The 26544-nt window shown below is 32.2% G+C and carries 26 protein-coding genes, 1 riboswitch and 1 other annotated feature; of the genes, 22 read left to right on the top strand and 4 right to left on the bottom strand.

What is annotated here, in order from left to right:
• The first annotated feature begins 372 nt into the window (after positions 1–372).
• The gene (locus CER22_RS31465) at positions 373–1851 is read left to right on the top strand and encodes a UDP-N-acetylmuramoyl-L-alanyl-D-glutamate--2,6-diaminopimelate ligase (RefSeq protein WP_088610539.1); all 1479 of its coding nucleotides are present in this window, start codon (positions 373–375) and stop codon (positions 1849–1851) included.
• A 154-nt stretch (positions 1852–2005) separates the two neighbouring features.
• On the opposite strand, the gene CER22_RS31460 is transcribed toward CER22_RS31465, so the two are convergent.
• Entirely contained in the window at positions 2006–2707 is a 702-nt protein-coding gene (locus CER22_RS31460; protein ID WP_088610538.1) for a class I SAM-dependent methyltransferase, read from the bottom strand.
• 231 nt (positions 2708–2938) lie between these two features.
• Between CER22_RS31460 and CER22_RS31455 the strand changes: the two genes are divergently transcribed.
• Positions 2939–3109 carry a DUF2197 domain-containing protein gene (locus CER22_RS31455; protein ID WP_064774857.1) on the top strand — a complete coding sequence of 57 codons (171 nt, stop codon included), beginning with the start codon at positions 2939–2941 and terminating at the stop codon, positions 3107–3109.
• A 66-nt stretch (positions 3110–3175) separates the two neighbouring features.
• Positions 3176–3432, top strand: a binding site (T-box leader).
• Positions 3433–3515: 83 nt separating this feature from the next.
• Complete coding sequence (gene lysS / locus CER22_RS31450; protein WP_088610537.1) at positions 3516–5072, top strand: lysine--tRNA ligase; 1557 nt, start codon at positions 3516–3518, stop codon at positions 5070–5072.
• A gap of 60 nt (positions 5073–5132) precedes the next feature.
• Here lysS and CER22_RS31445 read toward each other — a convergent pair whose 3' ends face one another.
• A complete protein-coding gene (locus CER22_RS31445) occupies positions 5133–5561 on the bottom strand; it encodes a cell wall hydrolase (protein ID WP_088063554.1) in 429 nt (142 codons plus the stop codon).
• 156 nt (positions 5562–5717) lie between these two features.
• Here CER22_RS31445 and CER22_RS31440 point away from each other — a divergent pair, with 156 nt between their 5' ends.
• The 3 genes from CER22_RS31440 (at position 5718) to CER22_RS31430 (ending at position 8446) form a co-directional block, all read left to right on the top strand.
• On the top strand, positions 5718–6632 hold the full coding sequence (locus CER22_RS31440) for an acetamidase/formamidase family protein (RefSeq protein WP_088063555.1): 915 nt from the start codon (positions 5718–5720) through the stop codon (positions 6630–6632).
• A 126-nt stretch (positions 6633–6758) separates the two neighbouring features.
• Positions 6759–7466: a response regulator transcription factor gene (locus tag CER22_RS31435; RefSeq protein WP_088610536.1), complete on the top strand. Its 708-nt coding sequence runs from the start codon at positions 6759–6761 to the stop codon at positions 7464–7466.
• Positions 7463–8446, top strand: coding sequence for a sensor histidine kinase (locus CER22_RS31430; RefSeq protein WP_088063557.1), 984 nt, complete (start codon positions 7463–7465; stop codon positions 8444–8446). Before CER22_RS31435 ends, CER22_RS31430 begins: the two co-directional genes overlap by 4 nt.
• Before the next feature lie 401 nt (positions 8447–8847).
• On the opposite strand, the gene CER22_RS31425 is transcribed toward CER22_RS31430, so the two are convergent.
• Positions 8848–9474: a DUF6518 family protein gene (locus CER22_RS31425; protein WP_088063558.1), complete on the bottom strand. Its 627-nt coding sequence runs from the start codon at positions 9472–9474 to the stop codon at positions 8848–8850.
• A 561-nt stretch (positions 9475–10035) separates the two neighbouring features.
• On the opposite strand from CER22_RS31425, the gene abc-f reads away from it, so the two are divergent.
• From abc-f to CER22_RS31395, 6 genes are all read left to right on the top strand, one after another.
• Positions 10036–11664 carry a ribosomal protection-like ABC-F family protein gene (gene abc-f, locus CER22_RS31420; protein ID WP_088063924.1) on the top strand — a complete coding sequence of 543 codons (1629 nt, stop codon included), beginning with the start codon at positions 10036–10038 and terminating at the stop codon, positions 11662–11664.
• A gap of 21 nt (positions 11665–11685) precedes the next feature.
• A complete protein-coding gene (locus CER22_RS31415) occupies positions 11686–12279 on the top strand; it encodes a GNAT family N-acetyltransferase (RefSeq protein ID WP_088063559.1) in 594 nt (197 codons plus the stop codon).
• A 368-nt stretch (positions 12280–12647) separates the two neighbouring features.
• Complete coding sequence (locus tag CER22_RS31410) at positions 12648–13148, top strand: DUF3267 domain-containing protein (protein ID WP_088063560.1); 501 nt, start codon at positions 12648–12650, stop codon at positions 13146–13148.
• A 309-nt stretch (positions 13149–13457) separates the two neighbouring features.
• Positions 13458–14228, top strand: coding sequence for an ABC transporter ATP-binding protein (locus tag CER22_RS31405; RefSeq protein WP_088063561.1), 771 nt, complete (start codon positions 13458–13460; stop codon positions 14226–14228).
• Positions 14203–16137, top strand: a complete 1935-nt coding sequence (locus CER22_RS31400; RefSeq protein ID WP_088063562.1) for an ABC transporter permease — start codon at positions 14203–14205, stop codon at positions 16135–16137. The genes CER22_RS31405 and CER22_RS31400 overlap by 26 nt, the downstream gene beginning before the upstream one ends.
• Before the next feature lie 68 nt (positions 16138–16205).
• The gene (locus CER22_RS31395; protein ID WP_142291748.1) at positions 16206–16877 is read left to right on the top strand and encodes a lipoprotein BA_5634 family protein; all 672 of its coding nucleotides are present in this window, start codon (positions 16206–16208) and stop codon (positions 16875–16877) included.
• Between the two features lie 75 nt (positions 16878–16952).
• Here the strand turns inward: CER22_RS31395 and CER22_RS31390 are convergent, their stop codons facing one another.
• A complete protein-coding gene (locus CER22_RS31390; protein ID WP_048560973.1) occupies positions 16953–17294 on the bottom strand; it encodes a DUF3914 domain-containing protein in 342 nt (113 codons plus the stop codon).
• Positions 17295–17561: 267 nt separating this feature from the next.
• Here CER22_RS31390 and CER22_RS31385 point away from each other — a divergent pair, with 267 nt between their 5' ends.
• The 10 genes from CER22_RS31385 to CER22_RS31350 all read left to right on the top strand — a co-directional run bounded on the left by CER22_RS31385 (position 17562) and on the right by CER22_RS31350 (position 26299).
• Positions 17562–18803, top strand: coding sequence for an esterase/lipase family protein (locus CER22_RS31385; RefSeq protein WP_088610535.1), 1242 nt, complete (start codon positions 17562–17564; stop codon positions 18801–18803).
• 87 nt (positions 18804–18890) lie between these two features.
• Positions 18891–19934 carry a homoserine dehydrogenase gene (locus tag CER22_RS31380; protein WP_088063565.1) on the top strand — a complete coding sequence of 348 codons (1044 nt, stop codon included), beginning with the start codon at positions 18891–18893 and terminating at the stop codon, positions 19932–19934.
• Between the two features lie 160 nt (positions 19935–20094).
• Positions 20095–21543 (top strand): MocR-like pyridoxine biosynthesis transcription factor PdxR, encoded by a 1449-nt coding sequence (gene pdxR, locus CER22_RS31375; protein ID WP_046959518.1) that lies wholly within the window; start codon positions 20095–20097, stop codon positions 21541–21543.
• 4 nt (positions 21544–21547) lie between these two features.
• Positions 21548–22462 (top strand): D-alanine--D-alanine ligase, encoded by a 915-nt coding sequence (ddlB, locus tag CER22_RS31370; protein ID WP_088610534.1) that lies wholly within the window; start codon positions 21548–21550, stop codon positions 22460–22462.
• Between the two features lie 72 nt (positions 22463–22534).
• Positions 22535–22640, top strand: a riboswitch (TPP riboswitch).
• Positions 22641–22762: 122 nt separating this feature from the next.
• Positions 22763–23452: a thiaminase II gene (gene tenA / locus CER22_RS31365; protein WP_088063567.1), complete on the top strand. Its 690-nt coding sequence runs from the start codon at positions 22763–22765 to the stop codon at positions 23450–23452.
• A 294-nt stretch (positions 23453–23746) separates the two neighbouring features.
• Entirely contained in the window at positions 23747–24079 is a 333-nt protein-coding gene (locus CER22_RS31360) for a heterocycloanthracin/sonorensin family bacteriocin (protein WP_088063568.1), read from the top strand.
• Positions 24080–24447: 368 nt separating this feature from the next.
• Entirely contained in the window at positions 24448–24927 is a 480-nt protein-coding gene (locus CER22_RS31355) for a homoserine dehydrogenase (protein WP_179211969.1), read from the top strand.
• Between the two features lie 245 nt (positions 24928–25172).
• On the top strand, positions 25173–25298 hold the full coding sequence (locus tag CER22_RS34010; RefSeq protein ID WP_255258668.1) for a hypothetical protein: 126 nt from the start codon (positions 25173–25175) through the stop codon (positions 25296–25298).
• 618 nt (positions 25299–25916) lie between these two features.
• On the top strand, positions 25917–26093 hold the full coding sequence (locus tag CER22_RS33465) for a DUF6877 family protein (protein ID WP_170958655.1): 177 nt from the start codon (positions 25917–25919) through the stop codon (positions 26091–26093).
• Positions 26090–26299 carry a hypothetical protein gene (locus CER22_RS31350; protein ID WP_256943780.1) on the top strand — a complete coding sequence of 70 codons (210 nt, stop codon included), beginning with the start codon at positions 26090–26092 and terminating at the stop codon, positions 26297–26299. The genes CER22_RS33465 and CER22_RS31350 overlap by 4 nt, the downstream gene beginning before the upstream one ends.
• The last annotated feature ends 245 nt before the right edge of the window (positions 26300–26544 follow it).

Raw genomic sequence — 26544 nt, 5'->3', positions numbered from 1 at the left:
TCGGACTTTTATGGGCAGTTGATCCCCCACCTAACTTCTTTGCTTTCGCTGAATTTTGAGGTGGGGGTCTTACTGCCCATTAAAGCGGGATAAAAGTTATTAACAATTACTAAAGATGTTTATATATTGATTATGCACAAATAAAAAGGACAAGCATATAATATAATTACCTATTAACTTTAAGTAACCTTAACTTTCTTTAATAGGGTATCTCAAAATCCCCAAAAAGAGTACTTGCGGAAACAAGTGCTCTTTTATTTTTTTGTTTATTAAAGATGATTATATTGCGTTCAACTAATATGGAATTTAAAACCATAAACTTTGAATAAAATGGTAAAATTAATAGGAGGATGTATAAAGGGGGACGGGGATTTGAAACTTAAAGAACTGGCGAATTTATTTTTGATTAAAGAAATCGTTGGGGATATGGATGTAGAAATTACGGGCTTAGAAATGGATTCTAGAAAAATAACTAGTGGAAATCTATTTATATGTGTATCAGGTATTGATGGTTTTCTTGAAGATCGGCATCAATTTGTTGAAGATGCAGTAAAAAATGGCGCTGTGGCGTTAATTGTAGAAAGAGATGTAAATATTGAAATACCTAAAATAATTGTTAATGATGCACGATACGCTATGGCAGTTATTGCGTCACATTTCTATGGTTACCCGTCTAATAAAATGAAGCTAATTGGAATTACAGGAACAAATGGTAAAACAACCACTTCCTATTTACTTGAAAAAATTTTAACTGATTATGGATTTCAAACAGGGCTTATGGGGAATAACGGAGTGAAAGTTGGTTCGAAATGGTATCCTACTGATATTAATACACAAGAACCTCCAACGCTTCAACGGAATTTGCAAATGATGAAAAATCAAAATGTAGATTATTGTGTTATGGAAGTTACTTCACAAGGGTTACATATGGAGAGAGTTAAAGGATGTAACTTTAAAACTGCTGTTTTCACAAATTTAACGCAAGATCATTTGGATTATCACGGAACATTTCAGGAATATAAGCACGTAAAAGGTCTTCTTTTTTCAAGATTAGGAAATGATTTTTCTACTATAGATCAAAAAATTGCTATTTTGAATGCAGATGATCCATCGGTAGAATACTTTAAAAAAGTTACTTCTGCTGAAGTGATCACATATGGGATACATAATGGAGCAGATGTTCAAGCGAAGAGCATAACTTTAAGTTCAAAAGGAATTCAGTTTTTAGTTTCTTCCTTTAATGGAGAAATAGAAATCAATCTAAATCTAGTAGGCCGCTTTAATGTCTATAATGCATTAGCAGCAATAACAGCTGCATTGGTTGAAGGTATTCCGCTTACAAACATTAGTGACAGCTTATGTAACTTAAAGAGCATTGAAGGTAGAATGGAAATTATAGACGAAAACCAAGATTTCCTTGTAATAGTGGACTACGCTCATACACCGGATGCGTTAGAAAATGTCCTCTCTACAATTAGCGAGTTTTCAAAAGGTAAAATCATTACTGTTTTCGGTTGCGGTGGAGATAGAGACGCAAAAAAACGATCTATAATGGGTGGAATTGCTGGAAGTTATAGCGATTTTGTTTTTATTACTTCTGACAATCCACGTTCGGAAGACCCGAAGGCAATAATTAAAGATATTGAAAAAGGATTTTCACAGAATAATAATTTGAATTATAAAATAGAAGTAGATCGTGAACTAGCTATAAATCATGCAATACACATGGCATCTACTAATGATATTGTTTTGATTGCAGGGAAGGGGCATGAAACGTATCAAATTTTAAAAGATTCAACTATTCATTTTGATGATAAAGAAAAAGCTCGACAAGCAATTATTAATAAATGAATGAATTCAATTAATAGCTAAATAGTATTTCTAATAAAAATAATGTTTTAAATGAAGTTAAAACTAATAACGAAGCAATTTTCCAAGTATTTACAATTGGAAGGTAAGGGTGTTTCTATGAATATATGAGGAAAAAACCTTACCTTTTATAGTTTTATTTCTGAAAAACAAATGTTATAGCATTTGTTTTTAATTGAATGTGTCTTTCGTTTCGGACTATATTATAAGCTAATTCTTTTATTTCAATTTCTATTTCTTGCCATTCTTTATAAATGCTTTTTAATAGATGTAGCATATCTTCAGTGGGAAGATTAATTTCAATTAAAGCAACTAATTCTTCATTCGTATGTAAGTCAATTTCTTGTATGTTTGAGTTAATAATGAAACAATTGATACCACCAATCTTTGTACCTTTTTTCATAGAATGGAGCACTTTTTTAAAATCTTCTTCTGATTGAACATGCTCTAAACTTGATACTGCAACGATATAATTATAAGTGTTAGGGGCAATATAGTAGTTTTCAATAGCTGCTTGTTCTGTTTTTATGACTTCAAATACATCATGTTCTTTGCTGTAAGTTTGTAATTTTGTTAAAGCGGAATCAAGTAAGTCCACACATGTAACAGTGCCGCTAGCATTTTTTATTTTTTGTGCAATTGGAATACTATTTCTACCAACGCCAGAGCCGAGGTCAAGTACTTGTAAGTTAGTTTGTCCTTCAAAGTAATCCATCAAGTCCAGAACTGTTTTAACCGGTTTATAAAGCCAAGAACCAGTTTCAAATAGTTTGTATTGTTCATAGCAAAGGTCATGATATTTCCTTTCTTCGTTTCTTATGTAATCGATACGGTTCATATAGTTTCAGCTCCAATATTTTCATTCCAACATGGTCCTTCAGCTAAACTTGCTTTAGCATCTAAAACCAATTCTATATTACTGATCAAGATGTTCACCTCAACTTATAAGATATTTATATAATTCGATAAGAATGAAGGTAAACCTTTTAGTCAGAGGATATTAAGATTTGTACTATAGAAAACTGATTTTCTTAAGTGATTAAAAAAATGTATAAACATGGAGAGGAAAATGCATATGATGTTTTATGAAATTGTTTGCTTTTCTTGCAAAAATATATTTCGTGTTTACGAAGGTAGTGAAAAATATAAACGATTTAAAGAGAAACCGAAAGGAACATATTGTTGCGATGAGTGTAGCCACAAAATTCAATTAGAAGCGATAAAGCATTTATTTAGATAGAGTTTTTATTCGAAAAAGTTTGACAATAAAGGTGTTATAAATTATCATATGAAAAAACTAATATTTAAAATGGCATGGAAGAGAAGAGTAGTTAAGAAAGAATACGTACAGAGAGCTCTGGTAGCTGAGAAAGAGCGGTATACAGCTTGACGAAAAAAGGCTTGGAGCTGCGCAAGGAACTAATTTGTTTAGGGATGGTGCGACGGATTCTCCCGTTATAGAGATAGGGTATACGCATATTTTGCCGTACCTGAAGAGGTTAATATGGCGACATATTAACAAACTGAGGTGGTACCGCGAAGCTAATAACTCTCGTCCTCAAGATGAATAATCTTGGGGGTGGGAGTTTTTTTATTGCATAAAACTGAAAGTGTGAAAATAAAAAATCAATTGAGGTGAGTAATATATGTATTGGGCGTATGAAGTAGCACATGAATTAATAAGAAAACATCCAAATAAAGAAACTTTTGTTTGCGCATCTGGAATAAGTCCATCTGGTTCTATTCATATCGGGAACTTTCGCGAAATAATAACGACTTATTTCGTTGTAAGAGCACTTCAAGATTTAGGGAAAAAGACTCGTTTTATATTTTCATGGGATGATTATGATAGGTTTAGAAAAGTTCCTAAAAATATTGATCCATCTTTTGCAAAATATATTGGTATGCCATACTGTGATATTCCAGATCCATATGGCTGTCATAACTCCTATGCAGAGCATTTTGAAAAAGAGTTTGAGAAATCGCTTCAAGTATTTGGGGTTGAAGTGGAATTCATATATCAACATGCTGAATATAGAAGTGGAAGATATAACAAAAACATATTAGAGGCTTTATATAAAAGAAAAGAAATATATGATATTTTAATGAGTTTTAAAATAGGAGAGTGTAGTGAAGAAGAGCGAGAGAGCTTTTATCCAGTCACATTATATTGTGAGAAATGCGGGAAAGATGCAACAACGATTACACATTTTGATGAAGTATTAAAAACAGTACGATATAAATGTGAATGCGGAAATCAAACTGAATTATCGGTATTAAATACAAATAAAATGAAACTGAATTGGAAAATCGATTGGCCGATGAGATGGATGATAGAGGATGTTATTTTTGAACCGGGCGGAAGAGATCATTCTTCGGAAACGGGTAGTTATAATGTATCAAAGGAAATTGCAATGAAAATATTTAATCGTGAAGCTCCTCATTATGTTGCTTATGATTTCATTAGAATTAAAGGGAATCATGAAAAAATGTCAAGTTCTTCAGGGAATAGTATTACACCTAATGATTTGTTAAAAGTATATTTACCAGAAGTGATTCTTTTTATGTTTGCTAAATATAGACCAAACGCAGCTTTTCATATCGGTCTTGATGAAGATGTGATTCGCAATTATACAGAATATGAACGATTGAAAGAAAGTTATGAGAATAAAACGCTCAAAAATGAAGATTTATTTGATGCAATTAAACTTTCTAGAGTTGATAGCAGAATTAAAGAATATCCGAAATTTAATCAAGTAGCAGGAACGTTACCGCTATTAAATTTTGATTCATCTATTTTACAAGGTATATTAGAAAAAATAGATAGGAATTATGCATTAGAGGATATGATAGCGATAAGCAAACGTGCAGAGTATTGGGTTAGAAACTTTCAAACTGAAAAATTAATTGCTGTAAATCAAGAGAGAAATATAGAGTTTTACAACACATTAGATGAAAAGCAGAAAGAGTGGCTAGTAGAAGCTTGCACCATACTTCTTCGTTCTAACAAAGATTACTCTAACTTAATGGAACAATTGTATTCGATTTGTCATCATGAAAATAAAAAAATAATGAAAGAAAATCAAAAACAATTATTTATTATTATATATAGGCTCATTATAAATCAGTCTAGCGGCCCACGTATACCGTTATTAATACATGTAGTAGGCATTGAAAAATTCATCACATTATTAGATTTCTAAAAAATAAAGGAAACGCAAGTACTCAGAGATCTAAGCTAAGTACTTGCGTTTCATATTTTGCTACCGTGAATACATTTTCGGACATTCATCACCACGTGGTTCATAAAAACAATGGCTTTTAAATTGCCCGACAAATGGCTGGTTATACCATTCAGGTGGACAAACACCAACTGGACGGAAATACCAAAGAGCCCAACGTGCTGGCCAGCGCCATTCACCTTGTAAAACTTTTCTTGCGATGTCTTTTTCTGAATCACGCGCGCGTTGATAAAAATATCCGTATTGCACTGCTTCAAATCCGCCAGGGCTTTGATATACTGCATCACGTACAGTTCGAAGTTGTTTAAAATCTAAGCAATCACAAAATACACGATTTACTACTACGCAACCAACAAGTTGTTCACCTTGTCGACCTTCTCCTTCAGCTTCAGCACGAATTAAACGAGCTAGTAAATCAACATCGCTTTCGTTATATGGAATAAGGGGCATAGTGCTACCACCTTTCTTTACCTGTTATAGTAAAGAGTGTATGTATGAAAATAAGCTAGGTGCTTTTCTATATGTAAATTTATTAATTTTTCAAAGGAGCTTTTGTGAAAAAAGCTAATTAGTAATTGTAGACTAATATAAAAGGGGAGAGATAAAATGTATCGAATTCATAAAGACCATATTATTTACGCAATGTCACCAGAAAACAAACCATGTATGGAAGTAGAAATTGGGAGTCGTCTTGTATTTGAAACATATGATTGCTTTGAAAATCAAATTGATTCTGAAGATGTTGCGTTTCAAGAATTAGATTGGAACCGAATTAATCCAGCGACTGGACCTGTATATATCATTGGTGCAGAACCTGGTGATATATTAGTTGTTAAGATTGAAAAGATAAAAATTGCAGAGCAAGGTGTTTTAACTACAGGTACGAATCTTGGTGTAATGGGTGAAGAGCTAAATGAAAATACCGTGAAAATTGTCCCGATACATAATGAACATGTTTTATTTTCAAATGAACTGCAAATCCCGATTAATCCAATGATTGGTGTAATTGGTACTGCGCCGAAAGAAGAGAGCATTTCATGTGGCACACCGCATGATCACGGCGGGAATATGGATTGTAAAGAAATAAAAGAAGGGACAACATTATTATTACCTGTAAATGTTCCTGGTGCTCTATTAGCATTAGGCGATTTACACGCAGCGATGGGTGATGGTGAAATTGGTGTTAGTGGAGTAGAGGTTGCTGGTGAGGTGACGGTAACTGTTCAGATTATAAAAGGAAAGAAATGGCCACTACCAATGGCGATCCAAAAAGAAAAACTTATGACGATTGCTTCAGAGAAATTGTTAGATGATGCAGCGAATCGCGCTGTACGTAATATGGTGACATTTTTACATGAAGAATTAGAAATGTCTAAAGCTGATGCAACACTTTTATTATCAGCTGCCGGTGATTTAAAAGTATGCCAAGTTGTGGATCCGCTGAAGACTGCTCGGATGGAATTAGGTATGAATTATGTGGAGAAACTGGGGTTTACTTTGAGTGAATTTCATATTAAATAAGAATAATAACAGAAGGATGCTTTTGTATAAAAGTATCCTTTTTTGATTTACGGATTATATAAAAAAAGGTAGTATTTATTTTATATAATTGAATATAAGATTGTGGATCGAAAAAGGAGTAAACACATGGTTAAAATTATGATTGTAGAAGACGATATGAAAATTGCAGAACTATTATCAACACATGTCGCGAAATACGGGTATGAAGGAATTATTGTATCGGATTTTCAAAATGTATTAAACATTTTTTTAGAAGAACAACCAGAGTTAGTTTTATTAGATATTAATTTACCAAGTTTTGATGGGTACTATTGGTGTCGTCAAATTCGAGGAGTTTCTACATGTCCGATATTATTTATTTCGGCTCGTGAAGGCACAATGGATCAAGTTATGGCGCTAGAAAACGGTGGCGATGATTTCATTTCAAAGCCATTCCATTACGAAGTTGTAATGGCTAAAATTCGTAGTCATGTAAGACGTGCTTACGGAGATTATGCACCAAAAGTAGAAGAACGGATGGTTGAGCAACAAGGTCTTTGTTTATATCCCGAAAGGCTTGTATTGAAGCTTAAGAATCAAGAAATTGATATAACGAGAAATGAAGCTATTTTATTAGAAATGTTAATGAAAAATTATCCGCGTGTTGTGGGTAGAGAAGTGTTATTAAATAAATTATGGGATAGTGAATCTTATGTTGATGATAATACATTGAGTGTAAATACAACTCGTGTGCGTAAAAAGTTAAAAACATTACAGATTGAAGATGCAATTGAAACGATTCGTAGTGTCGGTTATAGATTACATATTACTTGGGATAATGGTATAGAGAAATGATAAAATTATTTATTCGTGATCATATACCGCTCATTTGTTTTACAATAATTCAGCTACTAGTCATATTTCTTGTATATTGGTTTGACGGGCATAAACATATTGCAACGGCATTATATGCAATGTTTTTAGGCGTCTTTTTTATGGTAGGTTATTTAGTATTTCGTTACTTTACTCATCGTACGTTCTATGAAAGATTAGCAAATCCGATGAATTCTTTGGATGATTCTGTTCAAAAATCAGATTTTGCAGTTTTATCTACTGCACTTCAGGACTTACTTGAGGTGCAATATCGACATTATCAAAATCAGCTGCAAATACAAGAGAGAAAAAATAATGATCATTTAACCTTTATGAACCAGTGGATACATCAAATGAAAACACCTTTATCTGTAATAGAATTAATTACACAAGATGAAGTCGATCCGCGGTTTGAAAGTATTAATGAGGAAACAGATAGGCTAAAAAAGGGATTAGAGATGGCTCTATATGTCGCACGTTTAGAAGCATTTACGCAAGATTTTTATGTAGAAAGAGTACAACTACATAAAATAGTGAATGATTCTGTTCATGAACATAAACGCTTCTTTATCCGAAATTTTGTGTATCCAGAGCTTAAAATCGATAAAGACATTATTGTAGAAAGTGATGCGAAATGGTTACAATTTTTAATTGGACAAATACTATCGAATGCAATTAAATATTCTTCAGGTAGTAGAGAAAAGATTAAAGTGAAAGCTTGTAAGGAAGATAATAACGTTATACTTGAAATTGCCGATAATGGCGTAGGGATACCGAAGCAAGATTTACCTAGAGTATTTAAACCTTTCTTTACAGGGGAAAATGGTAGAGATTTTAAAGAGTCAACTGGAATGGGGCTATATCTTGTATATGAAATTACAAAACAATTAGGACATAGTGTAGAAATCCATTCAGAAGTTGGTAAAGGTACGGTTGTACGAATTATATTTTTTAATGTGTAAATAAGTGATTTAGGCTAAAGAACTTTGAAGATAAGTTTTTTAGCCTTATTTTATCCCGCTTTAATGGGCAGTAAGACCCCACTTCAAAATTCAGCGAAAGCAAAGAAGTTAGGTGGGGGATTAACTATCTATTAAGGTTTCACTTTATATCGAGTATATGAAATGGTAAAAGATCATATTAGTATGTATAATGACACACTAATAAATACGATTGTTAAATTAGAAGGATTTAATATAAAGCTGATGAATAGTTTTTGTAAGAAAAAAGCCATCTCTTTGAAAGAGACAGCTTCATGAATCCATCCTATGAATAAGTGTATCAACATTAATAAGTATAATGTTTGAATTCGTGATATGTATTATGGATTATAATAGAATGAGTCTTTTGTTTTTCCATGATATTAAGCAAACAAACTTAATAATTTATATCCAATTAATCCTAAAATAGTGATAGGAACCATCATTAAGAAAGAAGAAATTCGATTAGCATTAGAGCGTTCTAATACAAGAATCAAGATAATCCCGACTATCACTTCGGTATATCCAACAGGTAACATGTGACTATAGTCTTCAAAATGTAAAAGAATGTGAAGTCCATCTGTTACAAAAACTCCACTAATAAGCGCGCTTCCGAATTTATGAAGTGGATTTGTAGTATCTTTCCATAGAAAACCTGCAATTCCAAAGATAGTTCCTCCTATACATGCACATACAATCCATACAGATATAAAATAAATAGAGTGAGCTACATTTTTAATAACTATTGCATAACCATAGTAGCCTAATATCATGCCGAGTAGCGCAAGGATGCCAGAAAGTATAGCTGTACGTTTAGAATAACTCAAGCTAGCCACGAAAAAGGATGGAACTAACCAAACGCTTCCTAGGTTAACTAATGAATTCCAATTTCCTGGAAGTATACCTTGCCCCAATTTAGTTAGTATACCAACAATTACTCCTACTATAATCGGGATGAGAACGATCCTTAAAATAATATTTGATTTTGTAATTTTTAATGTTTTGTCCATAAATTCAATCCTTATATTAATATTTTCTGTAAACATATAATATCTTATTATAGGAGAGTAATCAATAAAAATTTATCGAAAAACAATAAGATATTATTGGATAACGAATAACATATAATTAATCATAAATTTATATAAAAATTATATAAGAGGGGGTACTTAGGGTTTTACTTTTTGGGGAAATATAAAGCAAGTAGTACAATAAATGCTGTTTGTTCAAAATGAATTTAAGAAATGATAAATAGCCCTTGAAGAAAGCAAACTTTATAATAGCACATATAATTGCATTTACTCATACAGTACTATCATGGTACAATATGGTTATTAACGACGGAAAGGAATGATGGGTGGACGATGATTAACTAATCTTATTTTTAAATGTTGAAATTCAATAAATTTCAATTTCTAAAAAATAGGATTAGTCTGCCCAATTTCCATACAACGGTATTGCTATTTATGTTGTGTAATAGCTTATTTGGGTATAAATATTTTAACGACTAATCCTGCCAAATTTATTTGGGAGGATTTTTTTATTCTCCCTTAATGAAAGGGATCGGTATTATGAAAGAACTATTAAAATTAAATGATGTTTATGTTGAAATAAAGGAAAATACTTTGTTAGAGAAAATGAATGTGACAGTAAAACAAGGGGATGTTATCGGATTAATTGGTAAAAACGGGGCTGGTAAATCAACATTACTTCAATTAATAAATGGGAAGATTGAACCGTCAAAAGGTACAGTTGAATGGCTTCAAATGAATATGACAACTGCATATGTTGAACAAGAAAAAGAATCTTTCGTTAGCAAGGATATGATTGCAAAAGAAGCAGAACTACTTGCGAAATGGGGCGTGCCAACGAATGATTTCCTTACTTTAAGTGGTGGTGAAAAGCTAAAAGTTCGATTAGCAAAAGGGTTTGCCCAAAATCCTAATGTCTTAATATTAGACGAACCGACAAATCATCTAGATGAGATGAGTACGGAATTTCTTATTAAACAAATAAAAAATATGAAAGGTACAGTTATCGTCGTATCACATGATCGATATTTTTTAGATGTTGTTGCGACTAGAATATGGTCAATTGAGGATAAGAAATTAATTGATCATAGCGGGAATTATACGAGTTATATGAAAGCACGTGAACATAAAAGAATGACGCAACAGCGTGAATATGAAAAACAACAAAAGAAAATAGAACAAGTAGAAACACATATAAAAGAATTAAGTTCATGGTCACAAAAGGCACATGCGCAGTCTACAAAACAAGAAGGTGTTAAAGAATTTTATCGTGTAAAGGCGAAGCGAATGGACGCGCAAGTTAAATCGAAACGAAAACGTCTTGAAAAAGAGCTAGAGAAAACGAAAGTAGAACGTGTGAAAGAAGATTATTCAGTTGAATTTTCTATTCAAGCGAGTAAAAAAGTAGGAAAACGTTTCTTAGAAGTAAAACAATTGCGGAAAGAATTTAATAAACGAACATTATTTGAAAACGTTAATTTTACAATTCAGCACGGTGAGAAGGTTGCGATTATTGGACCGAATGGTAGTGGGAAAACAACGTTACTAAAGATGATTATGGGAACAGAAACTGCTGAAGGAGAAGTATGGATTTCACCATCAGCAAACATTGGTTATTTAACACAAGAAGTATTTGATTTACCACTTGATAAAACACCAGAAGATTTATTTTATAAAGAGTCATTTGAAGAAAGAGGGAAAGTTCAAAATTTAATGAAACATTTAGGTTTTCAAGCTTCTCAATGGAAAGAGCCGATTGAGTATATGAGTATGGGGGAACGAGTAAAATGTAAGCTTATGGCTTATATTTTAGATGAAAAAGATGTACTTATTTTAGATGAACCGACGAATCACCTTGATCTGCCATCACGTGAACAGCTTGAAAACACATTAGCTGAGTATAATGGAACACTTGTTATCGTTTCTCACGATCGATATTTTTTGGAGAAAACAACTACGGCAAAACTTGTGTTTGTAAACAATACGATACAAAAGCAGCTCGAAGAACCTACGAAAACAAGAGATGAAATTGAAGAGCTACGTTTAACGTTAGAAACAGAAAGACAAGAAGTATTAGGGAAATTAAGCTTTTTAACTCCTAAAGACAAAGAATATAAAGAACTAGATGAACGGTTTATGGAACTTACGAAGCAGATTAAGGCGCTTTAACGTAAGTAAGGGGGATTAGACATGGGAGAAGAGGGTTTGACTAAGCTATTTAAAATAGATTGTGGTGATATATACCTACAAGAGTTTACGGTCAAAGATGCAGAAAGTATTTATAAAATAGCAAATCAACCGGACATAGAAAAGTTTTTACCGGACTGGAAATCAACGAAAGAACAACGAGTTAATTGGGTTACAAATTATGAAATACCAGAAAATAAAGCATTTCTTAATGCAGTGAGAACTACGACTAACATAGATGATCACATATTAAGACTAGGAATATTTAAGAAAACGACAAATGAATTTGTTGGATGGTGCTGCACAAGTATGAAAGATGAGCTTCCTGCACCGAATAGAGAAATTATGTATGCTGTTTCAAGTGAATATCATAATAATGGATATGCAACGAAAGCAACTAAAGGACTGATTGACTATTTGTTTAAAAATACAAATGTGGATGTCCTTAACGCAATTGCATTAATAAACAACGCACCATCAAATAAGGTCATTGAAAAATGTAGATTTACTTATTTGGGTCAACAGATGATAGAAAATCAAATTTATAATCATTATGTATTGAGTAAATCCGAATGGATAAAAAATAGCGCTCTTTAAAAGGAGCGAAAATGTAATGAAATCATTAAAAAGCTTAGAGCTAAAGTTCTAAGCTTTTTTGCATTGTGTGCTTTTCACCGAAAACAGATGTATTAAGTTGTACATGCAAGAACCATTTTATAAACAACATATTTGAAAAGGGATTTGGAATATTTTGTCGAAAGTGTTTATTTGTGAAAACACTAAATTTTCACTCTAATAATTCTGTAAATGAATTACCTTAAGCTTTAATAAAAGCATAAAGGAGTTTGTATCTAAAATTAACGGTTAAGTGTTAGTGGATTACATTTTTTAAAAGTATGAAATAGTTTAAACAAGGGAGGAGAAAGCTTATTATACTTTGGTTTCGTTACTTACCACAAATAAGTATGGATTTGTCAGAATGGACTCCTTTTATACAAAATGATTGGCACCGAAAATATTATATGAAGTTTGTATATGTACTTCAAATCATTATTTTTCTAATACCGTATTATTTTGGAGCAAGTTTCACTCATATTAATATATTTTATCTTATCATTTTAGGTATTTTAGTCTTCATCATTCATGAATATCTACACGTTATTGTTATAAATAAAATGGGGGATATTAGCTTAACTTGCAGCGGAATATTTTTTTGGCTAAATACAAATGCAATTCTATCCAAAACGCGTTTTTGGATCTTTATGAGTTTACCTATTATTGTACTATCGGTCATTCCTGGCATTATATCATCTTTTGTATCAGGCAATTTTAAGTCAATCTTATTATTTGTATGTTGGATAAACGCAATAATTTCTGCTTCAGACATATACAATTCTTTGTTAATTGCGATCAAACCGAAGCAATCAATTTTTTGTAGAGGGTATTATAAAGTGAAAAAGAATTAAAATGGTGACGCAAAAACATTTCAATTAAAAGCGTTAGTTAAAAATATAATTTTGGGAAGGAAAAGACCGATAAAACAATCGGTCTTTTCTCATTTTTATAATAAAGGTTTGATATACAATTGTATTTCCTATCACTATACAATTATTATAAGATAGTTATGCGTTAATTTTAATTTGTATATAGTATTATTATCAGTTTTTTTAGAAATCTTACAAGCGTGTAAGATAAATGAAAGATGAATCAATATGAGCTATAAGAGAATTCATTTACACTCTATTGTGAGAAGTGCAAATGAAGGGAGAATAGAAATGGAAATTTTACATGCGAAAAATATTAGTAAAGTATATAAAGGGAAAATACCTTTTAAAGCATTAGTAGATATTGATTTATCGATTCAAGAAGGCGAATTTGTAGGGATTATGGGTCCATCTGGTAGCGGGAAAACTACATTATTAAATATGGTATCTACTATCGATTCTCCGTCCTCAGGAGAAATAGTAATAAACGGTACAAATCCTTTCCAGTTATCATCAGAAGATTTAGCTTTATTCCGTAGGAAACAATTAGGATTTGTTTTCCAATCATTTAATTTACTTAGCACGCTTACAGTGAAGGAAAATATCGTATTGCCGATGACATTAGATGGCGTTTCTGTGCAAGAAATGAACAAATGCGTACAAGAAATCGCAGAGAAATTAAATATTACAGATATATTGAATAAAAGAACGTTTGAAATATCAGGAGGCCAAGCTCAAAGAACAGCAATTGCTCGTGCAATTGTTCATAAGCCGCAATTATTACTCGCAGATGAACCAACAGGGAATTTAGATTCTAAATCTTCAAATGATGTAATGGAGATGTTAGATACTCTAAATAAGGAAGAAAAAGCTACGATGATGTTAGTGACTCATGATCCGTATGCAGCGAGTTTTTGCAGCCGAGTAATTTTTATTAAAGATGGTCAACTATATAACGAAATTTATCGTGGTGAAAGCAGGCAAGCATTTTATCAAAAGATTATGGATGTCCTTTCTTTGTTAGGAGGGAAAAGGCATGACTTTTCGTCAATTCGCATTTAATAATATTTTTCGTAATAAGCGTACATATGCTGCCCATTTTTTAAGTAGTGCATTTTCTATAATGATTTTCTTTACGTATGCTCTTTTATTATTCCATCCTGATTTACAGGGGGAGTTGAAATCGACAAGTAAAACAATAAGTACATTTGGTACATTAGGATTTGAAGTTTCTCAAGGTTTGATTTTTGTCTTTTCATTCTTCTTCATTCTATATTCAGTGAGTTCGTTTTTAAAAACGCGTAAGAAAGAATTTGGCATTTTAATGATGCAAGGTATGTCAATGAGACAGCTTAAGAAGTTATTGTTAATTGAAAATATGTTAATTGGACTTGGTTCAATTTGTATAGGGGTTCTTATTGGACTTATATTTTCTAAACTAGTTTTATTAATAAGTGCCAGTGTATTAATGATTAGTAACGGCTTACCTTTTTATATACCAGTAAAGGCGGTATTATTAACTGGCATCACGTTTCTATTCTTATTTTTAATTGTTTCGCTAGTTACTTTTAAAATGATAAAAGTAACAGAACTTGTGGAACTTATTCAAGCAGGGGAAAAGCCAAAGCCTGAACCGAAATCGTCAATTTTATTATCAATTTTTTCTTTATTTAGTATAGGATATGGCTATATTTTAGTATTTCGCTTTATCCCAAGTTATAGTTTTATTACGCTCGGAATGGGTGTTCTCCTAGTAATTATAGGAACGTACTTTTTATATACACAGTGTAGCGTTTATATATTGCATCTTGTGAAAAGGAGTGAATCTTTCTTTTTAAAGAGAACCAATATATTAACATTTTCAGAATTAATATACCGTATGAAAGATAATGCAACAATGTTTTTTATAGTATCTATTATTTCAGCAGTTGCTTTTACAGCAATTGGCACGACAGCAGCTCTTGGAAACAAAGATTTGGTAAGGATGACAAACCCGTATACATTTCTGTATACAGCTCCTGATAAAAATAAAATAACGGATAAACATCTCTCGATTATAAAAAAACATCTTGCTGATTCTAATATTCCATATCGAATGGCTTCCACTTCAGATATTTATACAGAAAGTAATGTAAATGTAATGAAGTTAAGTGAATATAACGAACTTGCGAGAGCACTCGGGTACCAACAAGAAACGATTGAAAAAGAAGATGAAATGTTATTAATCCCTGGAGTCGTATCACAAAAACAAGAGTTTAAAAATGGTGATTATAAAAAGAATATTGAAGTCATTCAAGGCGATTGGACAAAGACATTTCATGTGAAAAAAACTGTAGATAATTTAGTTTTGCCACACGATACGGAAGGGATTAATATTGCGATTCAAGATCATGTGTATGATGAAATTCCGCTTAATAGTAATCTAGATTTTGAAAATATTATTCAATATCGAACTTATGGATTTGTTGTAGATGATTGGATAAAAACGAAAGAGATTTCAAACCAATTAAGTGACATATTCGATCAAGATCCTAGAGACATACATTTTGAATTTAGAGCACTAACTATAGAGTTGTTAAGTGCAAAACAAACGAATGGGTTATTACTTATGGCAAGTGTTTTAGTTGGAATCGTCTTCTTTACTTTCGCTGCTAGTTTTATTTATTTCCGGTTATATACTGATTTGGACCGCGATCAGCAGCAATATAAGATGATTTCGAAAATGGGATTAAGTAAACGAGAGTTGAAAAAAGTTGTAACAAGACAATTAGTATTAATGTTCTTCTTACCGATTATAGTTGCAGTGATTCATACTGTGGTCGCTTATATGGCATTACAACAATTAGTCGATTTTTCTATTATGAATAGCTCTATCATAATTTTAATTTCATTTATATGTATACAAGTTTTATATTTCTTTATAACTCGTTGGCGTTACTTACAAAAGCTTTATAAAACTATGGAACAGTAGAGAATATCAGCAAGTAAGATTGTAGAAAAGCATGTAAAAAAACAATTTGAGTTATGAAAGGAACTGTGATGAAAAAACCACTCTCTATTTTCATATTAAGTATATTAATTTTAATAAGTTTAAGTGCATGCTCTAAAAATGAAAACAGATTTCCAGCTAACGGCGTATTAATCATTGGAGATGAGAATCATACTTCAACAATTATGAATCGTTATAAGGAAAATACGAAAGAACATGAAGTTTTTTCGGTGAAAACAGGTAGATTTGACCAAAAAAGGGTTTTGATATTAAATGAATCTACTGCAAAAGCGATGATTAAAGCAAAAATTTTTCGTAAAAGAGATCATTCATCTCATTCTAAACCTTTAGATACGTTACCGAGTTTTCCAAAAGAAAGTTCACTATTATTTATAAATGAAGAAGAAAAGAATATAAAAAGTATTGAAATAGAAGGAAAAGTGATACCAGTTACATATGATAGTGATGCTTGGCTTGGTAATAATCGAAATTATGGAACACTATGGTATGTAATTGTGGCGAGCAATAGTGTATATAAAGAAATACAGGCAAATGAAACAAAAATGCAACTTCTTCATCTGAAAGAATCTTTAGGTGACGAAAAACCTAAAATGTCGACAGATAATACATTGACTAATGAATATGTAAAAGTAAGAAAGTTAATTAAAGATTTTGAGGAAGAAGTATCAGTTCAATTTGTCACGATTGGAGAAAAATCATAAAAAAGAGTTCAAGGTTGATAGGAATTTTATCAGCCCTGAACTCTTTTTAATTTTAGACCATTTAGATAACATAGTTTACATTACTTCATTTAATCGCGTCTCGCTCGGTTCTTCAATCGCATTTGAATTTTGAACTGAATTATTTTGAGATTCTTTTTCCTTACGAGACCTTTGTAGCATTTCAAGTATGATCCATAAAGGAACACCTTTATCTTTTAACATCTTCCATAAATCTAATTCGTTAAATTTATGCTCAGGTTGTTTCATTTCTTTTTCAGATGAACGAATATCAAATTTGATGGGATCATTTGATTTTTTATCTTCAAGTTTAGTAGAAGAGATAGTATTATGCTCAAGATTAGATGGAGTTATTTTAGTAGGTTGAGATAACGTATGAATATTTAATCCGATTTGCATGCCTTTTCCTCCTCCTTAAGTAATAAAATTAGTTTTCTTATAATTATTAAAGCTATTTAATATAAGGAACCTATATTTAATTATAAATTTAAATAATTAGATTTACAAGTTATATTGTAAAAAGTAATTCCTCACTTGAATTAATATTTATCAACATTTGTGTATGTTTTCTCTATATACAATGTATATAAAATACTTTACATTATGTTTAAGTTAAGAACTCATTTTTAATAGGGAAATGTAAACGTTTTATTAGGGGGAGGAAGCATGGGGAAATTATTTTTAAAAATATGTTTATTCGCAATAGGGACTGTGTTTTTATTCGCAGCAAAAATAACTTACGCTGAAGAGAAACAACAAAATGATTATCCTATCATATTAGTGAATGGATTTGCTGGGTGGGGTAGAGAGGAAATGTTAGGGGTTAAATATTGGGGTGGTGTTCATGATATACAAGAAGATTTAAAAAGAAGTGGCTATACAGTACATACTGCTGCTGTTGGACCAGTTTCTAGTAACTGGGATCGTGCATGTGAATTATATGCGCAAATTAATGGAGGTACAGTAGACTACGGTGCCGCACATGCTGAGAAACATGGACATAATCGTTTTGGTAGAACTTATAGTGGTTTTGCACCGAATTGGAGTGAAACAAATAAAGTTCATTTAGTTGGGCATAGCATGGGCGGACAAACAATTAGAACATTAGTACAGCTATTAAAAGAAGGTAGTTTTGAAGAAAAAAATCATGTGAAAAATCATCCGAACACGAATATATCACCACTATTTGAGGGCAAGAAATCATATGTTCATAGTGTGACAACATTAGCAACTCCTCACAATGGCACGACACTTGCGGATGGTAGTCTTCTACTACCGTTCGTTAAAGATTTACTCATTACAGCTGCAAGTTTTGGAGGGAATAATAATTTATCGTTATATGATTTTAAATTGGATCAATGGGATATAAAAAAGAATACTGGAGAGTCTTTTTTCCAATATACTGATCGTATTGTAAATAGTTCACTTTGGGAAGATACAAAAGATATAAGTCAATGGGATTTAAGTACAGATGGTGCAAAGGAGCTTAATAATTGGGTAAAAACGCAATCAGATGTGTATTACTTATCATATAGTGGTCATGCATCACAAGCGGCACCTATAACAGGTTTACATCTACCTCATATAACGATGAATAAGGTGTTAATGGGTAATGCGTTTTTCTTAGGTTCCTATGCAAGATATGAAGAAAATCGACCATTAATTGATACTTCTTGGTGGCAAAATGACGGTGTAGTAAATACAAATTCTATGGTCGCGCCCTCATCTAATGCTATTGTAAATAGTAATGAGCATTTACAGATTGGGAAATGGAATCATATTGAAACAAAAGCAAATTGGGACCATCTCGATATGGTAGGACTTAGTGTTTCAGATACGTTAGGTTTTTCTAGCATTCAAGAGTTTTATAGAACAATTGCAGAAAAATTATCAAGATTACCGAAATAGGTAATAATAAAGCGCTCTCGATGGAATTCGAGGGCGCTTTATATTATATTGAAAGAGGGATATGGTAGAAAAATATGGGGGGATATTATGAAAGTTCAAGTTGTATTATCTGGATATGGGACAGTAGGAAGAGAGTTTATAAAATTATTAAATGAAAAATATTTATATATAAATGAATCATATGGAATAGATTTAGTGGTAAGCGCTGTATTAGGTAGAAATGTTGCAATACATAATGAGGATGGATTATCTATTCATCACTTATTAATGTATGGTGGCGGTAGCGCTGCAATTGAAGAATACATTGAACATCATCCAGAGGAACGAGCAACAACTAGCATAAGTGGAACTGTATTAGTAGAATCAACAGTTACAAACCTTAAAGATGGAAATCCAGGAAAACAATATATAAAACAAGCGATTGAGAACCATATGGATATTGTAGCAATTTCAAAAGGCGCACTCGTTACAAACTGGAGAGAAATAAATGAAGCAGCAAAAATCGCAAATGTACGAATTCGATATAGTGGTGCAACTGCGGCGGCATTACCGACACTTGATATTGGTCAATTTAGTTTAGCTGGTTGCCATATTGAAAAAATAGAAGGAATATTAAACGGGACTACAAATTATATCCTTTCGAAAATGAATGAGGAAGATATTACGTTTGAAGAAGCACTGAAAGAAGCGCAAAGTAAAGGAATTGCTGAAACGAACCCAATATTAGATGTAAGTGGTTCTGATAGTGCGTGTAAATTGTTACTTTTGACAAACAGTTTAATGGGAACAGAAAATACGCTTACTGATATACATATAAAGGGTATTGAACATGTTACAAAACAACAAATTCGAAATGCTAAAGAACAAAATAAATATATTAAATTAATAGCTTCAGCATATAAGGATAAGGATGGTAAAGTGGCTCTTCATGTGGAACCGTACGAAATAGATAAAGATCATCCACTAGCAAAAGTAAATGGAACAGAAAAAGGAATTACGTTCTTTACAGATACGATGGGGCAAGTTACTACAATTGGTGGTGCTTCCAATCCACGTGGAGCCGCAGCAGCAGCTTTAAAAGATGTAATTAACTTATACCGCAAAGATTTATCCCTTAGTAATAGGCAGTAAAATGCCTGTTACTAAGGGATAATAATCAGTGGGTGATAATCAGCCCCATTGATTAAAGTTCCACTTTATAAGACCGTACCGCCCTTTATAAAAAATACATATGTAGTGGACCTTTTGAGAATGAAATAAATATGCAAAAATGATTGCAGGGGGTAAGGAATTGTTTAAAGATTTTAAAGTTGTGAAAGATCGTCCCGTTTATATTCAATTGAAAGATTATTTGAAAAAGATGATTATGAAAGGTCATTTGCTCGGGGATCAAAAAATCCCTTCAACTAGGGAACTAAGTGAATTACTAAGTGTGAGCAGAAATACTGTACTCGCTGCTTATGCGGATTTAGAGCAAGAAGGACTCATTTATGCAGTTAAAGGGAAAGGGAATTTTGTAGCGAAGGTTGATATATCGAACACTTCGTCTGTTGAAATAGATTGGAAACATAAACTTAATACAGTTACCTTATTAGCGGATGAATTAGATTTAATGAAACATGGTGTTCGCTGGGAAAAAGGAATGATTGTTTTTAATAGCATTGCTCCGGACGAAAAGCTATTTGATGTGGAAAATTTCAAAAGAGCTTTTCTTACTCGTATGTCCATTGAAGGGGATGTCGTATTAAACTACGGATACGCAAAAGGTTATAGACCTTTAATGAATTATCTACTTCATTATATGGAAATGAAAGGTGTAGATATTTCGAACAAAGATATTTTAATTACAAATGGATTTACAGAAGGATTAGACATCGTGCTATCCTCGTTATCGAAGAAATCAGGGCGGGTTATTTGTGAGAATCCAACTCACCATGCTGCATTGAAGCTTTTCCGTTTACATGGACTTGAAGTTCACGGAATTAATATGAATGAAGATGGCATCGATACGAACGAAGTAGAAAAAAGTTTGCGTGAAAAAGAGTTTGATTTCGCATATTTAATTCCTTCCTATCATAATCCAACCGGTATTGTTACGAGTTCGGAGAAAAGAACGGAACTGATGAGATTATTCTCCAAATATAAGGTTCCTATTATAGAAGATGGATTTAATGAAGAGCTACGTTATTCAGGTTCACACTTAGCACCATTATTAACTTTTGCTGGCGCTGGTAATAATGTAATTTATATTAGTAGCTTTTCAAAGGTACTTTTCCCTGGTTTACGTGTAGGCTGGATCATCGCCGATAAAGAACTGATTCATCATTTAGAAAGTGTAAAAAGAGCAAGAACGATTCACACATCTACGTTAGATCAAGCTGTTCTATTTCAATATTTACATGAAGGATATTTTGAAAAATATTTAAAAAAGGCAAGATCAGTTTATAAGAAGAAATATGAATTAGCTGTTGGGGCGTGTAACGAGTACATTCCGTTTCAAAGAATGACCGGTGATGGTGGACTTCATTTATTTATAGAGTTAGAAGAAAAAATTCATGCCCGCACACTTTTACAAAAGTGTTATGAGCAAGGGGTTACATTTTCTCCAGGAGATGTTTTTTATTCTGATGGAGGAGGAGCGACTACTTTTCGATTAGGATTTTCACGTCTGAAAGAAGAAGAAATAGTTCGTGGAATCAAAATAATCGGTGATACAATAAAAACTGAAATTTGGAGTTGAGGAAATGAGAATTGGCGTTATTATGGGGGGAGTATCCTCTGAAAAACAAGTATCAATTATGACTGGAAATGAAATGATTGCAAATTTAGATAAAAATAAATATGAAATCGTACCAATTACGTTAAATGAAAAAATGGATTTAATCGAAAAAGCGAAAGACATTGATTTTGCGCTGCTTGCATTACACGGAAAATATGGAGAAGATGGGACGGTTCAAGGCACGCTTGAAAGTTTAGGTATTCCATATAGCGGGAGCAATATGTTATCTAGCGGTATATGTATGGACAAAAATATTTCGAAAAAGATTTTACGCTATGAAGGTATAGAAACACCTGATTGGATTGAACTTACAAAAATGGCGGATTTAAATCTTGATGAATTAGAGAAGTTAGGATTTCCGTTAGTGGTAAAACCAAACTCTGGTGGATCAAGTGTTGGGGTAAAGATTGTATATGATAAGGATGAATTAATTTCAATGCTGGAAACTGTGTTTGAATGGGATTCTGAAGTAGTAATAGAGAAGTATATAAAAGGTGATGAGATTACATGTTCAATTTTTGATGGAAAACAGTTACCTATTATTTCAATCCAACATGCAGCTGAGTTCTTTGATTACAATGCAAAATATGATGATGTTAGTACAATTGAAGAAGTTATCGAACTTCCAGGAGAATTGAAGGAACGTGTAAACAAAGCATCACTGGCTTGTTATAAAGCATTGAAATGCAGCGTTTATGCAAGGGTAGATATGATGGTAAAGGACGGAATTCCATATGTAATGGAGGTTAATACATTACCAGGGATGACACAAGCAAGTTTACTACCGAAAAGTGCAGATGCAGCTGGTATTCATTATAGTAAACTATTAGATATGATTATTGAAACTTCATTAAAAGCAAGAAAAGAAGAAGGATTTTAAGAAGCGCTATCATGAATACTTTTGACAGTAACATGAAGTATGTTATGATGAATACAATACGAAAATTAAATATTTATCCACTAGGGGGGCCTATTATAGGCTGAGATCAAATGAGAATTTGAGACTCTTAGTACCTGATCTGGTTAATACTAGCGTAGGGAAGTGGGAAGACATTACTATTTTATGAATAAATACTGTCAATTTCACTTTCTTTACGTTTGTAAAGAAAGTTTTTTTATTTTACAGATTTAATAACTGTGGGTAAATACTTAAATTTTATACTTTATTGGAGGGATTTAAATGACATTTTCACAATCATTACGTCAAGAAGTAGATTCAATTTGGGAAGCTAGTTTTCATCACCCTTTTGTAAAACAACTTGGTGAAGGAACGTTAGATTTAGCTAGTTTTCGCTATTACGTACTTCAAGATTCATATTATTTGAGTCACTTCGCTAGAGTACAAACTTTAGGAGCTGCAAAAGCACTGGAATTAGAAACGACAGCTCGTATGGCACACCATGCTCAAAATACATACGAGGCGGAATTATCTTTACATGAGAACTTTGCGAAGAAACTAGGGATAACACAAGAAGAGAAAGATAATTTTATCCCTGCTCCAACTGCATACGCTTATACTTCACATATGTATCGTGCTGCGTATGAAGGACATTTAGGCGATATCATTGCAGCAATTTTACCTTGCTATTGGTTGTATTATGAAATTGGGGAGCGTTTAAAAGAATGTCAGCCAGAAGAGCCAATTTATAACGAATGGATTTCTGCTTATGGATCTGATTGGTTCCGTACATTAGTTGAAGAGCAAATTACACGGTTAGATACTATCGCTGAAAAAGTGACAAAGTCTGACCGGAAGCGAATGAAACAGCATTTTATTATTAGTAGTCAATATGAATATTCATTTTGGGAAATGGCTTATACTTTAGAAAAGTGGCCAGTGAATACAGAAGTAGAAGATGTCATTGGATAATGAGTAGGGGTATTGCTATACATAGGTATGGATAATACTTATGTATATGATTTCACAAAAGAAGTATCGCAAAAAGACGCATCAATCTAAGTGCGTCTTTTTTCAATTTATAAAAATGAGCCTATGGAAAAAATAACCTAAAAATAGGTATATGAACAAGGTGCATTATCTAGTGATAGGTCATATTTTGTAGGGGTACGTATTGAACTTAGTTTATAGCGCTATTTCTACTTAGATTTAACGAACAGAAATATAAGAAAGCATTGGAAAAGTTGAAGTTTATAAACGGAGGTAATGAAAATGAATAAGTTTCAACAAGAACTACAAGCGTTAAGCCTTAATGATTACCAATCTGGAAATATTGTGTATTGGGACCAACAAAACCAATATCCATATTACTATATTGAAGATGCTGCTCGTCGCTGTGGCGGTTGTGGTCGTTGTGGAGGTTGTGCAGGTCGCTGTGGTGGATTTCGTTGTGGTGGATTCCGTTGTATTGGTTGCTTCGGTTGTTTTGGTTGTGGAGGTTGTGGAGGTTGTGGCGGCTGTGGTAGTTGTTCTAATTGTTTTAGTGGTTTTAATGGTACTACTGATACAACTGGTACTATTGTAACATATGAATATTGATAAGAGAAAAAAGGAATCCAATAGTGAAGTATTATATAATTTTTATTAAAGAATTTAATAAAAACACATGTAGCATTCAAGTGAAAGAATGATATTTAGATTTTTAGTTGTAAATCAAGATAAGATATATAAAGCAATGACTAGACTTAAAACCTAATCATTGCTTTTTTATATTTTTACCATCAAATAAGGAATCTGTTGCTTCTAGTTAGTGGGTAGCGAAAGCAATTATTACAACTATGTAAGATTAATGTAATGTTAATCGATAGTAAATGAAGATACTTGAGTGTATTTTAAATAAGATTTAAAAGTACTGTTTATTTTTAAAATATTGAGGTAAGTAAAATTCTATTAGGAAGTGTATTAAAATGATTGAACTTAAATCTATTATCCATTCGTACAAACTAAAGAGAAAAATAGCAAGGGATTTATACGGAAACAGAGATGAATTGACACTGTTATTAAATGAATTTAATAAAATGAAACACACAGTAACATGTGAAAAAAAGAAAAATAATATATTATCTCGTTTACAATTAATTTATCAACATATGAAATTAGATAAACGGTATCCTCTTCCAATTACTTTTAATAGTAAATTATTGGATCGATTAGAAAAAGAATCTCTTCATTCTATTGAGGAAGGTATAGCATGTCTACAATTAATGTTAGATATGAATTATGAGAAAATAAAACAATATGGATCGAGTACAAGTAGGTCATTTGTTCCATTATCGCAGTCTTCCATTTGTCTTGCTGATTGTATTTGCATAACTGGATTTGTATTTGGATTACTAGGTGCAATTACATTAGGGGGATTAGTTTTATCTGTATGTTCAATTACATAAAGGTTGTTATTTGCAAGAAGGGCACTGACATAAGGTGTTCTTTTTTAGTTTTATTGTAAAAGTTAAATACATTACATCATTCTTATCGAAACAAAGGAGTTCAGTCCCTAACGGTGCGCGTCAAGGGGCTGAAATTTGAGAATCCTTCTTTAATAGATAAATATGATTATCAATCTCTCGCATTATAACACTAGGTTAATTAAATGAGAAACTTAATATTTATATGTAGTTATATAAGTGAGAATGTGAACAAATTTGAATGGGTTATTGCGATTCTAGAGATTGTAAAGCCATACATGGATGAAAAAGATTTTGAGCAAGTAATGTTTAAAACTGTAGTTCTTATGCAAGAGGAAATGGATATTAAATAAAATTGTTATTTCATTGTAAGTAAAAAGAGCACACATATAAGCATGCTCTTCGATAAGAAAGGTAGATCCCTATGAGCGGAGAGACTACATACAATATCGTATGTTCGTTTCTTTTAAATGTGAAGAAAAAGTCAACAAAAGGTCAACGTAAAGTCAATGAAAATTCAATAAAAATACTATTTGGTAAGTACATGTAAAAAAGAGCGCCTTGTAAAGGCACACTTTGTAAAGTTTTTTTCTACTGTCGTGTTTTTTTATAGAGTTGAAAGCTATTATCCCACTTATAAAACTAGGCAGTGGGCTCCAAAAGAAGAACCCCTATCGACCAGTTACTAGGGTGACAGTTAAGAAAAGGAGTGGTACTAAAATAATCATTATAAAAGATATTCTTTGATATGGATTTATATAAAAACGCCCCTTTATAGATATATAGTAGTGTATTTATATTTACAATTCAGTAGCTTTGAAAGTTCATTATTTTTAGTAAAGATTTCACTTGGTCACAAATAAAAGAGCAGCTAGCAAAAGCTAACTGCTTTTATAAGAAAATCGGAGAAAGATAACCATGTGTCTAAAGTATTGACGGAATTTTGAGTTTTATTCAGGAGAGAGAAAGAAATGACATATTTAGAGCAAATAAATAAGCTTTCTTCACAATTACCTTTAGTAGTTCTTCAAGATATTCATAATCATGTAAGAGATTGGTTGGCAAGTGGTGGAGAAGAAAATGATTCGTATATTGGTCAGAAATTACGATTCGCAGAAAATTATCTAAAGGCGAGAGGGACAGAATGAAATGCAAACATAAGTGGATTGACATGGAAGATGGAACAAATGACAAGTTCTGTGTGAAATGTAGCCAAAAGGTGAAACAAATGCAAAATGCATTACCTATAAGTATTTCTATTAGCGTTAGTGCAGCTTTACCAATGGCGAGGGAGAAAATGACTATAATCTCATATGGGAGTTTACAAGAATTTTATAAAGATGAAGGAGTTTAATAAAGAAAGAGGATTCGGAATTCAACCCTTGGGAAATGCAACAAAATAGTTATTTTAATAAAAGAAACCCCGATTGTTTGCGGGGTTTCTAAGGGTAATCGTCAAGTAATGAGGTAATCGACTAATTAACCATATCATGAGTTTTTTTGTAAATGTGTCCGAATAGATAAGGTCATCATTTTGAACAAAAACGCTATTTTATAAAAAAAGAGAAGCGCTTAATCAAGACGCTCCTCTTAATGCCA

Source organism: Bacillus sp. K2I17 (genome assembly GCF_002209985.1).
Lineage (GTDB): Bacteria > Bacillota > Bacilli > Bacillales > Bacillaceae_G > Bacillus_A > Bacillus_A wiedmannii.
The sequence above is the reverse complement of the archived record's forward strand: the minus strand, read 5'-3'. Positions and strand labels throughout refer to the sequence as shown.

Excerpts from the sequence above, each read along its gene's own strand:
- CER22_RS31460 (WP_088610538.1), bottom strand. The coding sequence starts at position 2,707 with ATGAACCGTATCGATTACATAAGAAACGAAGAAAGGAAATATCATGAC.
- CER22_RS31455 (WP_064774857.1), top strand. The coding sequence starts at position 2,939 with ATGCATATGATGTTTTATGAAATTGTTTGCTTTTCTTGCAAAAATATA.
- lysS (WP_088610537.1), top strand. The coding sequence starts at position 3,516 with ATGTATTGGGCGTATGAAGTAGCACATGAATTAATAAGAAAACATCCA.
- CER22_RS31445 (WP_088063554.1), bottom strand. The coding sequence starts at position 5,561 with ATGCCCCTTATTCCATATAACGAAAGCGATGTTGATTTACTAGCTCGT.
- CER22_RS31440 (WP_088063555.1), top strand. The coding sequence starts at position 5,718 with ATGTATCGAATTCATAAAGACCATATTATTTACGCAATGTCACCAGAA.
- CER22_RS31435 (WP_088610536.1), top strand. The coding sequence starts at position 6,759 with ATGGTTAAAATTATGATTGTAGAAGACGATATGAAAATTGCAGAACTA.
- CER22_RS31430 (WP_088063557.1), top strand. The coding sequence starts at position 7,463 with ATGATAAAATTATTTATTCGTGATCATATACCGCTCATTTGTTTTACA.
- CER22_RS31425 (WP_088063558.1), bottom strand. The coding sequence starts at position 9,474 with ATGGACAAAACATTAAAAATTACAAAATCAAATATTATTTTAAGGATC.
- abc-f (WP_088063924.1), top strand. The coding sequence starts at position 10,036 with ATGAAAGAACTATTAAAATTAAATGATGTTTATGTTGAAATAAAGGAA.
- CER22_RS31415 (WP_088063559.1), top strand. The coding sequence starts at position 11,686 with ATGGGAGAAGAGGGTTTGACTAAGCTATTTAAAATAGATTGTGGTGAT.
- CER22_RS31410 (WP_088063560.1), top strand. The coding sequence starts at position 12,648 with ATGGATTTGTCAGAATGGACTCCTTTTATACAAAATGATTGGCACCGA.
- CER22_RS31405 (WP_088063561.1), top strand. The coding sequence starts at position 13,458 with ATGGAAATTTTACATGCGAAAAATATTAGTAAAGTATATAAAGGGAAA.
- CER22_RS31400 (WP_088063562.1), top strand. The coding sequence starts at position 14,203 with ATGACTTTTCGTCAATTCGCATTTAATAATATTTTTCGTAATAAGCGT.
- CER22_RS31395 (WP_142291748.1), top strand. The coding sequence starts at position 16,206 with ATGAAAAAACCACTCTCTATTTTCATATTAAGTATATTAATTTTAATA.
- CER22_RS31390 (WP_048560973.1), bottom strand. The coding sequence starts at position 17,294 with ATGCAAATCGGATTAAATATTCATACGTTATCTCAACCTACTAAAATA.
- CER22_RS31385 (WP_088610535.1), top strand. The coding sequence starts at position 17,562 with ATGGGGAAATTATTTTTAAAAATATGTTTATTCGCAATAGGGACTGTG.
- CER22_RS31380 (WP_088063565.1), top strand. The coding sequence starts at position 18,891 with ATGAAAGTTCAAGTTGTATTATCTGGATATGGGACAGTAGGAAGAGAG.
- ddlB (WP_088610534.1), top strand. The coding sequence starts at position 21,548 with ATGAGAATTGGCGTTATTATGGGGGGAGTATCCTCTGAAAAACAAGTA.
- tenA (WP_088063567.1), top strand. The coding sequence starts at position 22,763 with ATGACATTTTCACAATCATTACGTCAAGAAGTAGATTCAATTTGGGAA.
- CER22_RS31360 (WP_088063568.1), top strand. The coding sequence starts at position 23,747 with ATGAAAATGAATAAGTTTCAACAAGAACTACAAGCGTTAAGCCTTAAT.
- CER22_RS31355 (WP_179211969.1), top strand. The coding sequence starts at position 24,448 with ATGATTGAACTTAAATCTATTATCCATTCGTACAAACTAAAGAGAAAA.
- CER22_RS33465 (WP_170958655.1), top strand. The coding sequence starts at position 25,917 with ATGACATATTTAGAGCAAATAAATAAGCTTTCTTCACAATTACCTTTA.
- CER22_RS31350 (WP_256943780.1), top strand. The coding sequence starts at position 26,090 with ATGAAATGCAAACATAAGTGGATTGACATGGAAGATGGAACAAATGAC.